The following is a 13,932-nucleotide window of genomic DNA, read 5'->3' on the forward strand; positions in this document are numbered from 1 at the left end:
TTAGGAACAGAACTCATGCCAGATAGTGCCCCGCAACAACTGCTTCACCTCGTCGTCGGCGGCGAGCTCGTCGATCTCGAGCACAACATCTTCAAGAACCTCGACGACGTCGAGATCGTCGGCCTCTATCCGAATTATGCGACCGCGCACGCCGCCTGGCGGGCCAAGGCGCAGAGCACGGTCGACAATGCGCAGATGCGCTATTTCATCGTCCATCTCCACCGGCTGCTCGACCCGAATCAAGAACCGGCGCGTTGAAAAAGCTGCTTCGCAATACGCTGCGAAGCAGCTGGTTTCAGCGTGCCGTCGGGGTGCTGGCGGCTGAATATCTGCGTCTGGTCTGGCGGACCAACAAATTCACGTTGGATCCGCCCGACGTCTATGCGCAGGTTGAGCCTCAGCTCCCTGCGATCTTCGCGTTCTGGCACGGCCAGCATTTCCTCACGCCTTTCATCAAGAACCAGAACAAGGCCTCCTATCGCGCCAAGGTCCTGATCTCCCGCCACCGCGACGGCGAGTTCAACGCCATCGCGGTGGAGCGGCTCGGCATCGGCCTGATTCGCGGTTCCGGCGATCACGGCAGCGCCTTCCATCGCAAGGGTGGGGTCGGCGCCTTCAAGGAAATGGTGCGCACGCTCCAGGACGGTTGTAATGTCGCCCTGACCGCCGATGTCCCCAAGCGCGCGCGCGTGGCCGGGCTCGGCATCATCATGCTGGCACGGGAATCGGGGCGGCCGATCATGCCTTTCGCGATGGCGACCAGCCGCTTCATCCGGCTCAAGAACTGGGACCGCACCACCATCAACCTGCCATTCGGGCGGGGCGCATTGGTCGGCATCAAGGAAATTCACGTTCCCGCAGATGCCGACGCCGCCACGATGGAAGCGTTGCGGCAGGAGCTGGAAGAGACGTTGAACGAGGCGACCCGCCGCGCCTATGCGCAACTCGGCCGCCCGGGACCGCAAGATGCCTAAATCGCTGCCCATTGCGCTGCCGATCACGCTGCGGATGTATCGGCGCCTGGCCTCCGGGCTGGTGCCGCTTGCACCGGCGCTGATCAAGCGGCGGCTGAAGCAGGGCAAGGAGGATCCCGCGCGCGTCGGCGAGCGGCGCGGCCTGTCCCGGGACGTGCGGCCCCATGGTCCGCTGGTCTGGATCCACGGCGCCAGTGTCGGCGAGGTGCTGGCCGCGGCGGCGCTGATCGAGCGCCTGCGCGATCTCAACTTACGCATCCTGCTCACCTCGGGCACCGTCACCTCGGCCGCTGTGGTCGCAAAGCGCTTTCCGCCCGACGTCATCCATCAATACGTGCCGTACGACTCGCCGCGTTATGTCGCGCGCTTCCTCGATCATTGGAAGCCGTCGCTGGCGCTGTTCATCGAATCCGATCTGTGGCCGAACCTGATCCTGGCGGGCGCGGCGCGCCGCCTGCCGATGGTGCTGATCAACGGGCGGATGTCGCCGCGCTCCTTCCCGCGCTGGCGCCGCATGCAGGGCACCATCTCGGCGCTGCTCTCGCGTTTCGACATCTGCCTCGCGCAGTCGAAGACCGATGCCGAACGCTTCTCCACGCTCGGCGGCCGCGACGTCGTCACCACGGGCAACCTCAAGCTCGACGTGCCGGCGCCGCCGGCCGATCCCGCCAAGCTCGAACGGCTGATGGCGATGACGCGCGGGCGTCCCATCATCGTCGCGGCCTCGACCCATCCGGGCGAGGACGAGATGCTGGTCGCGGCGCATCGCAGCCTGTCCGGCTTCTTCCCGCAACTCCTCACCGTGATCGTGCCGCGGCATCCCGATCGCGGCTCCTCGATCGCTGGCTTGATCACGGCCTCGGGCCTGAAGCCGGCATTGCGCTCGCGCGAGGAGCTGCCGACCGCGACCACCGACATCTATGTCGCCGACACCATGGGCGAGCTCGGCCTGTTCTACCGGCTGTCGCCGATCGTGTTCATGGGCGGATCGCTGATCCGCCATGGCGGCCAGAATCCGATCGAGGCGATCAAGCTCGGGGCCGCGATCGTGCATGGCCCGCACGTCTTCAACTTCGCCGACGTCTACGAAGCACTCGATAGTGGCGGCGGCGCACGCCAGGCCGACACGCAGGAGGCGCTGGTCAAGCAGCTCGGCCAGTTGCTGGCCGATCCCACCTTGCGCGACAAGATGCAGCGCGCGGGCAGCGGCGTGGTCGAGGATCTCGGCGGCGCGCTCAATCGCACCATGGCCGCGCTCGAGCCGTATCTGCTGCAGCTGCGGATCGAGATGGGAGCCGCCAATGCGTGAGCCGGCCTTCTGGTACCGGCCACGTTCCCTCCCGTCGTACGCGTTATGGCCGCTCGGAGCCCTCTACGGCGCAATCACCGAACGGCGCATGCTGCGCCAAGGCGTGGATGCCGGCATCCCCGTGATCTGCGTCGGCAATTATCACGTCGGCGGCGCCGGCAAGACCCCGACTGTGCTGGCGCTGATGAAGCTGCTGCGCGAGCTCGGCGAGACGCCGGTGGTGCTCAGCCGCGGCTATGGCGGACGGCTGGAGGGCCCGGTCATGGTCGACCGCGCTCGCCACACCGCTTCCGACATCGGCGATGAGCCGTTGATGATGGCGCGCGATGTCCCGGTCGCTGTTGCGCGTGACCGCCTCGAGGGTGTCGCGCTCGCCAAATCGCAAGGCGCCACCGTCATCCTGATGGACGATGGCTTCCAGAACCCGCGCCTGGTCAAGGACACCTCGCTGATCGTGATCGATAGCGAACGTGGCCTCGGCAACGGCAAGGTGTTTCCCGCCGGCCCGCTGCGCGCGCCGCTGAAGGCGCAGCTTGCGCGCACCGATGCGCTGGTGTTGATCGGCGACGGCCGCGCCGCCAACGATGTCGCGGCTGAGCTTGCCAAGCGCAGCAAGCCCGAGCTGCGTGCGCGCCTGAGGCCGGACGCCGAGTCGGTCGCAAGATTGTTGGGCAAGCCGGTGTTCGCGTTCGCGGGCATTGGCGATCCCGAACGATTCTTCCGCAGCTTGCGCGCCTGCGGCATCGAGGTCGCGCGCACGCGCGCCTTCGCCGATCATCACATGTTCTCAAACGACGAGATCGCAGCTCTCGCAGCGGAAGCGCAGCGCGAGCAGCACACATTGGTGACGACGGAAAAGGATCTCGCGCGCCTCCGCGGCCGCGATGGCCTGCCTGACAGCATCGTGCCGTTCGCTGTGCAGCTCGAATTCGATGATCCGGCAGCGCTCCGGCAATTGATCAGCGATCACCTCTACAAGGCGCGCGAGCGGCGGTTCGGCAGGCGATGATCCCGTTGGGTGGGTAGCCCCAAGAGCAATTCATCCAACGCCATGCGATATTCGACAATTGATCGGGCAACATGTCGCGGCTGATGAATTCTCTTCCGCACGTTGGGGAGTTGATGTAGCCTTCCATGAGAGCCGTCACCGGGACGTGCCGAACTCCCGGAAATCATCGGCGGCGTTCATGCCCACGGCGGGCAGTACCTTCATCATTTCAGATGCGGCGGCCGTAACGATCAGTTCGGAACGGCAGGGAGAATCATTGCCAAAAACCCAGAGGAGAACATGCCATGCATTTTTGCCTCACCGGACAATACACACCACGCGCTCTCAATGCCATTTTGGAGAATCCCACGACCGATCGCCAGGAGGCGGCAAGAAAGCTCATCGAAGCAGCCGGCGGAAAGCTGCTTTCGATGTACAGCGTTGCGGCCGACGGCCCAGGGGTCTTGGTGATTTTCGATGTGCCTGATCCGGGTGCGGCTCCGGCCATTTCCGGCCTGACCGTCTCCGCGGGCACCCTGCAGAATGTGAAGCTGACCAGGTTGTTCACGCAGGACGAGATCAAGCAGGTCCGTCAGAACGCGGCGAAGCTGCGTTCTTCGTATACCCCGCCCGGAAGCTGACATCCGGACCTCAAGCATGATCCGGAAAAGGGCGCAGCGGTTTTCCGAAAAGATCTTGCTTAAACCAACCTAAAGCGCGATGACGATTCATCCTGATCGCATCGCGCTTTAGAGCTTCGGTTCTGATTGAAGCAGAACCGGAGCTCTGGATTCCCCTCTTGGATGCGCCTTCTTCACGCGAACCGGTATCGCGGCTCGGCAGTCAGTCATGCTCACCACGCCCCAGCGGCCATTAATCCAATAATGGTCAGGCACGAGACGCAGGCCACGACGACGGTATAGCATTCGGGTGTATTCATTGCTCACTCCCAAACTGTTGCCAATTGCTTGGTCACTGCTACGCGGGAGAGATCGCCGGTCTCGGCCACTTCAATGCGGCAAGCCGCGACCGGTCTTGCGATGTGCGTCCGTCCCTTCATCGTCACCCTGATCCGCAGGATGATGATGCGCTTCGTGAGCCTCGGCGCGTTCAGCCGCGATCAGAAGCTGTTTGCGCATTTCAGCGAGACGGGCGCGGCAATATTCACGATAGAGCAGGTCCAATATGGTGGGCATGATCACCCCCATCGCTCGACTTTCGATCTACAGAAATTCCACCGCGAATTTTCGAGGTGATCGTAGCCCGTCGGATGGCTCTTCGTTATGAGCCCGTTCACAGACTGCGCCAATTCCAAAGCTCGAGGGCCGTTTGGTTGACTTGATTGTCTGTGCGATAAAAAGAACAGGGCCAATTACCTAACATGCATTATAGCAGCGCTCTGTTTCATTCAGACTTCGTCAAACAACCTAAGGGCGCCGGATTCGCAACAAAGAATCCACCACAGCGCGAATTGACTTACCTCGGAGTGCAAGCACTCGTCGATGCAACGCGGATCGACACGGCGGAGATCTTTCCTCGGTGAGACTCGCAGTTCATGTGCATGCGAACGTCGTCTCATCGCCATGACGCGCGAAAAGCTGCACCGCTCGTGCCACGCCGCACGGGGCTGCGCTTTGCCCACCCTGCAGCAGCCTGCCATTCAGGCGGCATTCATCGCAAAGCGCCTATCGGTTTCCGACGATCGGGAGAATTCGATGAAACTGCCGTCTGGGACCGTTGCCGCCAGCCTTGTGTGTCTGATCGTTGCGCCCGTGTTCGCGCAAACGCCGCCTGCGGCAGCTCCCGCTGCTCCAACCAGCACGGTGCCGGTTCCCGCGACCAAGCGCGTCACGTGTCTGGCCACGACGGCAAGCCTGAAAGGTCAGGACAAGCGCGACCAGCTGCAGCTCTGCATGGCGCAGGCGCGGCTCGATTGCCTGAAGCAGGCGATCGATCAGAAGGTCGTCGGCGAAGCCAGGAAGAGCGCGATCAAGACTTGCGTGGGTGCGGATGGTCCCGAGCAGCAATAGCGGAACGACGCCACCAACTCGCTCTCGTCGGCGGGGCAAAGCAACGCGTGCCCACCTTGTCCATCGCGGTCACGGAGAGATGGTGGGCACGGCGCTTTGCGCCTTTGCCCACCCTACGAGAGCGGAAAGCTCATTGCTGCGGTTTCGGCGCGCCGGGGAAATGCCGCTGCAGCACCGCGGCGGGTGTGGCGTAGGCTTCCTGCAAATCCACGCTCCAGTACTTCAGCTCGTCGAGCGGAATCCGCGTGTCGGTGATGGCACAGCGCACGAAGGTCCCCGGCGAGATCACGCGGAAGTCGCCGTCGAGATATTGCACTTGCGCTTCGCCATGGCCCGAGGGGCCGAACTTGTTCAGCACGGTCGAAAGTCTCCGTGGAAGGCCTCTCCGTCGAAACTGGAGGGCACGGTGCGTTGGACGGGATGTAGCATAGATAGGGTGGCTTGTCCGCCCGGTAAACCCACCGGTTTGTGATGTTTTGCCGCCGTTTCCGCATGATAGTGCTTGCGCGAAGGACCGCTGGTTCCGGCATCTCCTATGGCAGAGTCCGATGCGCCTTCCACTGACCGCCCTGTTCCTGACGCTGCTGATGTCGGCCGCGCGTGCCGCGCCGGCGCCGCAGCCGGTCGATATTCCGCTGGCGTCCGGCGTGCTGCATGCGCAGCTCTACAAGCCTGAAGGTGCGGGGCCGTTTCCGGCCGTGATCGCGCTGCACGGCTGCGGAGGCCTCGGTAGCCATTCCGATCCCGTGCTGCCGCACTATCGCGAGTGGGCCGAGCGCCTGCTCAGGGCGGGCAATGCCGTGCTGCTGCCGGACAGCTACGGCTCGCGCGAGCTCGGGCCGCAATGCCGCGTCAAGGAGATGCACGTCAAGGCGCGGCGCGAGCGCGTCACCGATATTGCGGCCTCACGCGCCTGGCTGATGAAGCAGTCCTGGGTGGCGCGCGATCGCGTCAGCCTGATGGGCTGGGCCAATGGCGCCAGCGCGCTGCTCTGGGCGGTGCGTCCGCAGAGCGCGGCGCGCGAGGTGGGACCCGATTTCCGCGCCGCCATCGCGTTCTATCCGGACTGCCGGATCTCCGCCGGTCTCGGCTGGAGCACGCGGGTGCCGACCCTGGTGCTGATCGGCGCCAATGACGATGTCTCCTCGCCGCCGGCCTGCCGCCAGATGGTCGAGGGCGCGCATGGCCGCAGCGCGCTCGCACGCATCGTGGTCTATCCCGGCGCCTATCACGATTTCGACCGCGCCAACACGCCGCTGCACGCGGCCAGTGGCAGCAACGATGCCGCCGCACCCGAGCGCGGTCACCTCGGCACCGATGCCGAGGCGCGCGCGGAGTCGCAGAAGGACGTCGCGCAGTGGCTGGCGCGGTAGTGGGAGCGCCGTAGCCCGGATGGAGCGCAGCGCAATCCGGGACAGTGCTGCGCGTGGCATGAACCCGGATTACGCTTTCGCTCCATCCGGGCTACAGGTCTTCCAAAGCGGGGCCGCCCGAGGAACAAATTCAGGCGGACAGCCCCGCATCGACCACCGCCCTGCACGGATAATGGCCGACCGGGAATCTACGGATCGCGCACGGCGCGGGTTTCAGCACGTGACGGCGCCTTAGTTCGACCACGATGTCGATTAAACGCAATCCTCATGCGCAACCGTCTCACGCTCTTCTCCGCATTGGCCGTCTTCACCGTCGCGATCTTCCTGTATGAAGCCCATGCCGGCGCCCCCCAGCGCGCGCCGGACCATTGCGGCTTCTGGACCACGATCGACGCGGGATTGTCGTGTCGGTAGGGGCATGCTGTCCCCACATGCTCCGTCATTGCTTCGTCGCTTCAGCGCAAAATTGCTACGCAATCTTGTCGCGAGCTCCTCGCAATGACGCTTGGGAATACACGCGCGACCCACACAATCGCTGTCATCGCCCGGCTTGACCGGGCGATCCAGTACGCCGAGGCGGCTGTGAGTCATCGAGAAGCTGCGGCGTACTGGATTCCCCGCTTTCGCGGGGAATGACACCGAGGGTGGGGCGCCGTTCTCACACCTCAGAACAAGCTGCCCTGATCCACCGGTTTGCCCACACGCTTCGGCGCGGCCTTTGCGTCCGCCGCAGCCGACTTTGGCTGCGCTGGCGCACGCTTTGTCGTCGGCGCCGGCCGATCCGCGTCCGCGGTCGCCGCAACACGTCCATCCGCGAACTCGATCTCGAGCCGTGCATTCGGCCCGATGCTGTCCGCCGCATGCAGCGGATGTCCCGCCTCGTCCCGCACCAGCGCGAAGCCGCGCGCGAGCACGCTGCGATAGGACAGTGCCGATAGCAGCTTGCCGCTGTTCTCGACGCGGGCCTCTAACCGCTGCAGCAACGTGACGAGCGCGCGGCCGGCGCGTTCGCCAAGACGCTGCGTGCGCTCGCGCTGGCGGAGAATCGCGTTGCGCTGCGCCTGCGCATTGGAAAGCTTCGAAGCGCGCAAGCGAACCTCGAGTCCGGCAAAGCGGTCGCGCCGACGCCGCAGCAGCGAGCGCGCGGACAGCCCGAGCCGTTCGCCGCACACGGTGAGCCGGTGGTCGGCCTGCGAGATCTGGCCGTGCAGCACCCGCAGCGTCAGTTTTGAACTCGCGGCGGTGAACCTTCGGAAATGCGCGTGGGTGTTGGCCTTGAGACAGCGGGGCAGGGATGCGCCCGCCGAATCCAGCCGTTGCCTCGGAATGGCGAGCAGATCGCCGGCCGCGGGCAGCGCGCGTGCGGCGGCGCGCAGCTCGCTGCGGCGGCTCTCCTGGCTGCGTTGCCAATAGGCGCGGGTGCGGCGCCCGAGATCGGCGACCTCGACGAACAATTCGCTGCGCACCGGCACCGCCATCTCGGCCGCTGCCGTCGGCGTCGGCGCGCGCTTGTCGGCGACGAAGTCGATCAGCGTGATGTCGGTCTCGTGCCCCACCGCCGAGATCAGCGGGATCATGCTCTCGGCCGCGGCCCGCACCACGATCTCCTCGTTGAACGACCAGAGATCCTCCAGCGAGCCGCCGCCGCGCGCGACGATCAGCACGTCGGGCCGCGGAATCCTGCCGCCTTCAGGCAGCGCGTTGAAGCCGCGGATGGCGGCCGCGACCTGCTCGGCCGAGCCGTCGCCCTGCACCTTCACCGGCCACACCAGCACGCGGCGGGGAAAGCGGTCCTCCAGCCGATGCAGGATGTCGCGGATCACGGCGCCGGTCGGCGAGGTCACGACGCCGATCACCTCGGGCAACCACGGCAGCAGCTGCTTGCGCGCTTCGTCGAACAACCCTTCCGCGGCGAGCTTCTTCTTGCGCTCCTCCATCAGCGCCATCAGCGCGCCGATGCCGGCCGGCTCCAGCGCCTCGATCACGATCTGGTATTTCGAGGAGCCCGGATAGGTCGTGAGCTTGCCGGTGGCGATGACCTCGAGCCCTTCCTGGGGCTTGAAGCGCATCCGGCCGTGCACGCCCTTCCAGATCACCGCCTCGATCTTGGCGTTCTCGTCCTTGAGCGCGAAATAGCAATGGCCGGAGGAATGGGCGCCCCGGAACCCCGAGATCTCGCCGCGGACCCGGACATGGCCGTAGGTATCCTCCACAGTCCGCTTCAGGGACTGGGAGAGCTCGGAGACGGTGAATTCAAACGCGTTGTTCAGTTGTTCCGCAGGCGGCATCGGCACACGATTCGGCATTTTGGGGTCAGACCCGACGTTAAGGATTTTCGCCGTGCGGCGCCAATCCAGGGGTTGATCAAAAGAGTACTCTGTTTTATAGAGTTCTCTATTGATTGATGCGTTTGAGGAGATGGAACAATGGCGGTCCGGTTGCTGCGCGGCATTTTGAATGGCCTGAAATGGGTCCTGTGTGCGGTCGGCGGCGTGGCGCTGATCCTGACAGCGATGATCGCAACGCCGCTCGAGCGCCCGCCCGAGATGCGGTCGGTCTCCGACTCCGCCAAGGGGATCGACTGGTCTACCCTGCCTGCGCTGGAGCGCTTCCAGGCCCGCGACGGCACCTGGATCGGCTATCGCCACTACGCGGCCAATGCGTTTTCAAGCGAAGTGGAAGCCGGTTCGCGTGAAGAAAACGCGTCAAAACAAGAATCCGGAGCCCGATCCCATCGGAACGGAAATGGCTCCGGGGGCCCGGCGGCAGGCCGGGGTGCGATCTTCATCCACGGCTCGTCCGGCTCCAGCGGCACCGTCAACCATGCGCTGACCCACGCGATCGCCTCGCGCGGGGTGGAGACCTGGGCGCTCGACATCCGCGGCCATGGCGGCTCCGGCACGCGCGGCGATATCGGCTATGTCGGCCAGCTCGAGGACGACCTCGTCGATTTCGTCGCCGAGATTCGCAAGACCGCGCCGGACCTGCCGCTCACCTTGATCGGCCATTCCGCCGGTGCCGGTTTCTCGCTGCGCGTCGCCGCGACGCCGATCATGCAGGACATGTTCGTGCGCACCGTGCTGCTCGCGCCCTATCTCGGCTATGACGCGCCGACCAACAGGCCGAACGCCGGCGGCTGGGCCAATTTCAATGTCCCGCGCTTCCTGGGCCTGACGGCGCTGCGCAAGCTCGGCATCGACTGCTGTTCGCAGCTTCCGGTGCTGGCCCTGGCGGTGCCGCCGACCTCGGCGAAGTACCTCGTCTCCATTTATTCGGATCGCCTGACGCGCAATTTCGCGACGCGCGGCTATCGCGTCGATCTTCCGGCAACCACGCGTCCGGTCACGATCTTCGGCGGCGCCGAGGACGAGATGATGATCTCGGACAAATATGCTGAAGTCGTGCAAGCGGTGAAGCCGTCGGTCGACGTCAAGGTCATTGACGGCATCAACCACATGGGCATCGTCACCCATCCGAAAGCGATCTCGGTGATCGCCGAGGACGTCGCAACGCGCGGGGCAGGGCAGTCATGATCGACAGCAGGGAGGCGTCCGCAGCGCTGGCCGATATCGACGACATCGTCCAGCGCGTGAAGCAATCGCAGCTCTACGAGCTGGCGAGCTTAGCTGCGGTCTGGTGGGGCGTGCTGGTGTTCGCAGCCAATCTCGTGACCTGGCTTTGGCCGATCTACGCGGCCTACGCCTGGGTTGCCGCGGATGTTTTCGGCGTCGGCGGCCTGATTGCACTTCGCGTGCTCAATCCATCAAGTCACCCCTTCGGCGCCGGCGTTGCCCTCAGGTTGTTCCTGATATTCGCGCTGTTCTTCGCCTTCGGCTATCTCGTCACCAGCGTCGTCGGTCATTTCGGTCCGCGCCAATTGGGGACGTTCTGGCCGATCTATTTCATGCTGTTCTACACGCTGGCGGGGCTGTGGTTCGGCTATGCCTTCGTGGCGATCGGTCTTGGCATCTCCGCCCTGACGCTGATCGGCTTCTTCTATATCGGCGAGGCGTTCCCGCTCTGGATGGCTTTCGTCAATGGCGGAGGCCTGATCCTCGGCGGCCTCTGGATGCGGCGGATCTGATGGCCGAGCTCGACGACATCATCCACCAGCCGCTGCGGCTGAAGATCATGGCGGCACTGAACGCGCTGCCGGTTTCAGCTGGCCTTGAGTTCTCGCGACTGAAAAAACTCACCGGCGCCACCGACGGCAATCTCGGCGCGCACATCGAGACGCTGGCGAAGGCAGGGTACGTTTCGGTGGAGAAGGCGTTCGTCGGCAAGAAGCCGCAGACGACGGTGACGGCCACGGCTGCAGGGCGCGGCGCGTTCGCGCGGCATGTGGCGACGTTGCAGGAGATCATTGCGGGGAAGCAGGTTTGATTCTCTCGTCATTCCGGGGCGTCGCGAAGCGACGAGCCCGGAATCCATTCATCCACGAATGCTGCGGCCCGATGGATTCCGGGCTCGCGCTACGCGCGTCCCGGAATGACGGGTGAGGCATCGGCCACCTGAGTTCGAAAGCGCATTGGCGCAAATCAACCTTGCGGTAACGCTTCGTGACAACCGCACCTGTTACTGAAACTATCGTGTCTCACTTCAGGGGTGCAGTCCAGCACCGTCACCGTAATTGCCATGTCAAGTCTCATCCGGGTAAGTATTGAACCGCCCGCGTTCGATGCGCAAATGTACCCGCGAGATACGCGCTCTTCCATCTCGCGCTCTAAGGACTCGTTCGTAATTAACAGCGTCTTCATGGCTTCGCGGGCTGTCACCGGTGTTCTTTTATTTTAAGCAGCGAGTATGGAGACGTCCGCGTTTTAAGAGCGGACGCTTGGTTAATCGACCGGGAGGCTGAAGCGTGCATTGAGAGTGCCAACGTTTCGTCTCGCCTGCAAGAAATGGTCGAAAAACTCACTCCTGGGCCGGGTTCTGATCCACTCAATATCTTCGGCCTTGAGGCTATTTGTGATGCTAACCTTTCCCTGCTCCAAAAGGAGGTCGGGCCGATTGATATGCATCCATCTTAGGAAGGCTGATTCTTCGTCGCTCTCGGTCTCGCCGCAAAGACTACGGGCCAAAATGGCGAAGAAAATGAAGTATTCAGAGAGGGATGTGTTGAACTCGATCACCGAGTCGCCGTCCCTGTCTGCATGTTTGAAGAAGTTGGCTTCCTTGCGCACCTTTTGGTTCCAGTAGCGCCGGTATTCGTCCTTGACTGTAAACGTATCAAAGATCAGATCGCGTCTGTAAGGGTCGCGCTTTTCGCTGATGTAGTGGAGCACCTCATAAGAAGCGAATGCCAGTGTATGGATCGCCACTGGATCGCCGCCGTTGAACCAAAGTGATATGGCTGTCCGAAGCTGTCGGCGTGCCGCGTCGAGCTTACTAACTCTGATGGTATCTTTAGCCATTGCCAAGAGGTCCAAATCGAGAAGGTTGCGGGTCAGAGGAAGCTTCATGCGACGCTAAAACAACCCGGTAAGTCCCCTCGCGAGGAAGGCCGGAACGAGTTGCCGTCATCGGCGGACGCTAGGGAAACCGGTGCTTCCCCTCATCAAAAGTCGAAGGACAGTTGACCCGGTAGCGATCGGTAATGGGAGCAGACGCTCTCCCATCGACCGTAGCGAAATCGGTCATACGCGTTTACAAAAACTGGCTTCCGACTAGTGCCATGTCTTCGCATGGCGATCTCCTTTCTGTTGCGCGGGCAATCTACCCGCAGGTCCGCCCCTCCCAGCGGGGCGCGCGCATTTGGACCTTCGGCTGCTCGCCGAATCACAGAATGGTGCCGATGACGGCTCGCTTAGTCAGACTGATTTGTGAACTTTGCGCAACTAGTGGTGTGCGAAGTTCACAATGCTGACGGAAAGGTTAGGCCGTTTCCCCTTGAGGCCCGCCCCGATTCGTGCGACCTCCGCTCCCAGCAACTCCCTCATTTCTGAGCCTTCGATGCACATTCTCCTGCTTGGTTCCGGCGGCCGCGAACATGCCCTGGCGTGGAAGATCGCGGCCTCGCCCCTGGTGACCAAATTCTGGTGCGCGCCCGGCAATGCCGGCATCGCCAGGGAGGCCGAATGCGTGGCGCTCGATGTCGCCGACCATGCTGCGGTGATCGAGTTCTGCAAGACGAACAAGGTCGAGCTCGTGGTGGTCGGACCGGAGACGCCGCTGGCGGCCGGCATCGTCGACGATCTTGCCGCTGCCGGCATCAAGGCGTTCGGCCCGAGCAGGATCCCCGCCCAGCTCGAAAGCTCCAAGGGGTTTACCAAGGCGCTGTGCACCGAATTCGGCATTCCCACAGGCGCCTACAAGCGCTTCACCAACGCCGATGACGCGCGCGCCTATGTGCAGAGCCAGGGCGCGCCGATCGTGGTGAAGGCCGACGGGCTTGCCGCCGGCAAGGGCGTCGTCGTCGCGAAAACCGTGCGCGAGGCCGAGGACGCCATCGCCATGATGTTCGAGGGCGCCTTTGGCGAGGCCGGCGCGGAGGTCGTGATCGAGGAGTTTCTGCCCGGCCGCGAGATCAGCTTCTTCGCGCTGTGCGACGGCGAGACCGCGATCCCGCTGGCCTCCGCGCAGGACCACAAGCGCGTGTTCGACCACGATGTCGGCCCGAACACCGGCGGCATGGGCGCCTATTCGCCGACGCCGCTGGTGACGCCCGCCATCCACGACGCGATCATGGCGAAGATCATCTTGCCGACGGTCGCCGGCATGAAGCAGCGCGGCACGCCGTTCCGCGGCGTGCTCTATGCCGGGATCATGCTGACGACGCAGGGCCCAAAGCTGTTCGAGTTCAACGTCCGCTTCGGCGACCCCGAATGCCAGGTGCTGATGCTGCGCATGATGTCGGACATCGTGCCGGCCTTCCTCGCCGCCTGCGACGGCCAGCTGAAGAATTTCGATCTGCGCTGGCATCCGGACTCCGCGCTCACGGTGGTGATGGCGGCCAAGGGTTATCCCGGCGACTACCAGAAGGGCACGCGCATCGAGGGGCTCGATGACGCCGCCAGGGTGGACACCGTCGAGATCTTCCACGCCGGCACGGTCGCGAAGGACGGCGCCATCCTCGCCAATGGCGGCCGCGTGCTCAATGTCTGCGCGCTCGGCAAGACCGTGACGGAGGCGCAGGCGCGCGCCTACCAGGCCGTCGACCGCATCAACTGGCCCGAGGGCTTCTGCCGCCGCGACATCGGCTGGCAGGCGGTGGAGGCGGAGAAGGCCAAGGGCTAGTCGAGGGCTCGTCCAGAGCGAG

General features: G+C 64.0%; 16 protein-coding genes. 12 read left to right on the forward strand and 4 right to left on the reverse strand.

Annotated elements, in window-relative coordinates:
* Positions 1-15 precede the first annotated feature (15 nt).
* The 5 genes from AABA86_RS31860 (at position 16) to AABA86_RS31880 (ending at position 3,912) form a co-directional block, all read left to right on the forward strand.
* Positions 16-258, forward strand: a complete 243-nt coding sequence (locus AABA86_RS31860; RefSeq protein WP_212253305.1) for a DUF4170 domain-containing protein — start codon at positions 16-18, stop codon at positions 256-258.
* Positions 255-974 (forward strand): lysophospholipid acyltransferase family protein, encoded by a 720-nt coding sequence (locus tag AABA86_RS31865; RefSeq protein ID WP_212253307.1) that lies wholly within the window; start codon positions 255-257, stop codon positions 972-974. Before AABA86_RS31860 ends, AABA86_RS31865 begins: the two co-directional genes overlap by 4 nt.
* Complete coding sequence (locus tag AABA86_RS31870; protein WP_338309602.1) at positions 937-2,283, forward strand: 3-deoxy-D-manno-octulosonic acid transferase; 1,347 nt, start codon at positions 937-939, stop codon at positions 2,281-2,283. Before AABA86_RS31865 ends, AABA86_RS31870 begins: the two co-directional genes overlap by 38 nt.
* Positions 2,276-3,292, forward strand: a complete 1,017-nt coding sequence (gene lpxK / locus AABA86_RS31875) for a tetraacyldisaccharide 4'-kinase (RefSeq protein WP_338309603.1) — start codon at positions 2,276-2,278, stop codon at positions 3,290-3,292. Before AABA86_RS31870 ends, lpxK begins: the two co-directional genes overlap by 8 nt.
* Before the next feature lie 284 nt (positions 3,293-3,576).
* Complete coding sequence (locus AABA86_RS31880; protein WP_212253313.1) at positions 3,577-3,912, forward strand: GYD domain-containing protein; 336 nt, start codon at positions 3,577-3,579, stop codon at positions 3,910-3,912.
* 369 nt (positions 3,913-4,281) lie between these two features.
* Here AABA86_RS31880 and AABA86_RS31885 read toward each other — a convergent pair whose 3' ends face one another.
* Positions 4,282-4,479, reverse strand: coding sequence for a hypothetical protein (locus AABA86_RS31885; RefSeq protein WP_246551052.1), 198 nt, complete (start codon positions 4,477-4,479; stop codon positions 4,282-4,284).
* A gap of 507 nt (positions 4,480-4,986) precedes the next feature.
* Between AABA86_RS31885 and AABA86_RS31890 the strand changes: the two genes are divergently transcribed.
* Positions 4,987-5,301, forward strand: coding sequence for a hypothetical protein (locus AABA86_RS31890; RefSeq protein WP_212253315.1), 315 nt, complete (start codon positions 4,987-4,989; stop codon positions 5,299-5,301).
* Positions 5,302-5,431: 130 nt separating this feature from the next.
* Here the strand turns inward: AABA86_RS31890 and AABA86_RS31895 are convergent, their stop codons facing one another.
* A complete protein-coding gene (locus AABA86_RS31895) occupies positions 5,432-5,659 on the reverse strand; it encodes a DUF2093 domain-containing protein (protein WP_018321926.1) in 228 nt (75 codons plus the stop codon).
* 190 nt (positions 5,660-5,849) lie between these two features.
* Between AABA86_RS31895 and AABA86_RS31900 the strand changes: the two genes are divergently transcribed.
* Positions 5,850-6,674, forward strand: a complete 825-nt coding sequence (locus tag AABA86_RS31900; RefSeq protein ID WP_338309605.1) for a dienelactone hydrolase family protein — start codon at positions 5,850-5,852, stop codon at positions 6,672-6,674.
* Between the two features lie 267 nt (positions 6,675-6,941).
* Positions 6,942-7,088, forward strand: coding sequence for a hypothetical protein (locus AABA86_RS31905; protein WP_338309606.1), 147 nt, complete (start codon positions 6,942-6,944; stop codon positions 7,086-7,088).
* 251 nt (positions 7,089-7,339) lie between these two features.
* On the opposite strand, the gene xseA is transcribed toward AABA86_RS31905, so the two are convergent.
* Positions 7,340-8,962 carry an exodeoxyribonuclease VII large subunit gene (gene xseA, locus AABA86_RS31910; RefSeq protein WP_338309652.1) on the reverse strand — a complete coding sequence of 541 codons (1,623 nt, stop codon included), beginning with the start codon at positions 8,960-8,962 and terminating at the stop codon, positions 7,340-7,342.
* 138 nt (positions 8,963-9,100) lie between these two features.
* On the opposite strand from xseA, the gene AABA86_RS31915 reads away from it, so the two are divergent.
* From AABA86_RS31915 to AABA86_RS31925, 3 genes are read left to right on the forward strand one after another with little or no spacing between them, the layout of a single operon-like run.
* Positions 9,101-10,207 carry an alpha/beta hydrolase gene (locus AABA86_RS31915; protein ID WP_338309607.1) on the forward strand — a complete coding sequence of 369 codons (1,107 nt, stop codon included), beginning with the start codon at positions 9,101-9,103 and terminating at the stop codon, positions 10,205-10,207.
* Positions 10,204-10,758 carry a hypothetical protein gene (locus tag AABA86_RS31920; protein ID WP_338309608.1) on the forward strand — a complete coding sequence of 185 codons (555 nt, stop codon included), beginning with the start codon at positions 10,204-10,206 and terminating at the stop codon, positions 10,756-10,758. The genes AABA86_RS31915 and AABA86_RS31920 overlap by 4 nt, the downstream gene beginning before the upstream one ends.
* Positions 10,758-11,057 (forward strand): winged helix-turn-helix domain-containing protein, encoded by a 300-nt coding sequence (locus AABA86_RS31925; RefSeq protein ID WP_200296180.1) that lies wholly within the window; start codon positions 10,758-10,760, stop codon positions 11,055-11,057. The genes AABA86_RS31920 and AABA86_RS31925 overlap by 1 nt, the downstream gene beginning before the upstream one ends.
* A 455-nt stretch (positions 11,058-11,512) precedes the next feature.
* Here the strand turns inward: AABA86_RS31925 and AABA86_RS31930 are convergent, their stop codons facing one another.
* On the reverse strand, positions 11,513-12,136 hold the full coding sequence (locus AABA86_RS31930; RefSeq protein ID WP_338309609.1) for a hypothetical protein: 624 nt from the start codon (positions 12,134-12,136) through the stop codon (positions 11,513-11,515).
* Positions 12,137-12,626: 490 nt separating this feature from the next.
* Here AABA86_RS31930 and purD point away from each other — a divergent pair, with 490 nt between their 5' ends.
* Positions 12,627-13,910, forward strand: coding sequence for a phosphoribosylamine--glycine ligase (purD, locus tag AABA86_RS31935; RefSeq protein ID WP_338309610.1), 1,284 nt, complete (start codon positions 12,627-12,629; stop codon positions 13,908-13,910).
* Positions 13,911-13,932: the final 22 nt, after the last annotated feature.

This window comes from Bradyrhizobium sp. TM233 (assembly GCF_036247965.1).
GTDB classification, from domain to species: domain Bacteria; phylum Pseudomonadota; class Alphaproteobacteria; order Rhizobiales; family Xanthobacteraceae; genus Bradyrhizobium; species Bradyrhizobium ottawaense.

Excerpts from the sequence above, each read along its gene's own strand:
- purD (WP_338309610.1), top strand. The coding sequence starts at position 12,627 with ATGCACATTCTCCTGCTTGGTTCCGGCGGCCGCGAACATGCCCTGGCG.
- AABA86_RS31880 (WP_212253313.1), top strand. The coding sequence starts at position 3,577 with ATGCATTTTTGCCTCACCGGACAATACACACCACGCGCTCTCAATGCC.
- AABA86_RS31930 (WP_338309609.1), bottom strand. The coding sequence starts at position 12,136 with ATGAAGCTTCCTCTGACCCGCAACCTTCTCGATTTGGACCTCTTGGCA.
- lpxK (WP_338309603.1), top strand. The coding sequence starts at position 2,276 with ATGCGTGAGCCGGCCTTCTGGTACCGGCCACGTTCCCTCCCGTCGTAC.
- AABA86_RS31870 (WP_338309602.1), top strand. The coding sequence starts at position 937 with ATGCGCAACTCGGCCGCCCGGGACCGCAAGATGCCTAAATCGCTGCCC.
- xseA (WP_338309652.1), bottom strand. The coding sequence starts at position 8,962 with ATGCCGCCTGCGGAACAACTGAACAACGCGTTTGAATTCACCGTCTCC.
- AABA86_RS31890 (WP_212253315.1), top strand. The coding sequence starts at position 4,987 with ATGAAACTGCCGTCTGGGACCGTTGCCGCCAGCCTTGTGTGTCTGATC.
- AABA86_RS31900 (WP_338309605.1), top strand. The coding sequence starts at position 5,850 with ATGCGCCTTCCACTGACCGCCCTGTTCCTGACGCTGCTGATGTCGGCC.
- AABA86_RS31925 (WP_200296180.1), top strand. The coding sequence starts at position 10,758 with ATGGCCGAGCTCGACGACATCATCCACCAGCCGCTGCGGCTGAAGATC.
- AABA86_RS31905 (WP_338309606.1), top strand. The coding sequence starts at position 6,942 with ATGCGCAACCGTCTCACGCTCTTCTCCGCATTGGCCGTCTTCACCGTC.
- AABA86_RS31860 (WP_212253305.1), top strand. The coding sequence starts at position 16 with ATGCCAGATAGTGCCCCGCAACAACTGCTTCACCTCGTCGTCGGCGGC.
- AABA86_RS31885 (WP_246551052.1), bottom strand. The coding sequence starts at position 4,479 with ATGGGGGTGATCATGCCCACCATATTGGACCTGCTCTATCGTGAATAT.
- AABA86_RS31920 (WP_338309608.1), top strand. The coding sequence starts at position 10,204 with ATGATCGACAGCAGGGAGGCGTCCGCAGCGCTGGCCGATATCGACGAC.
- AABA86_RS31915 (WP_338309607.1), top strand. The coding sequence starts at position 9,101 with ATGGCGGTCCGGTTGCTGCGCGGCATTTTGAATGGCCTGAAATGGGTC.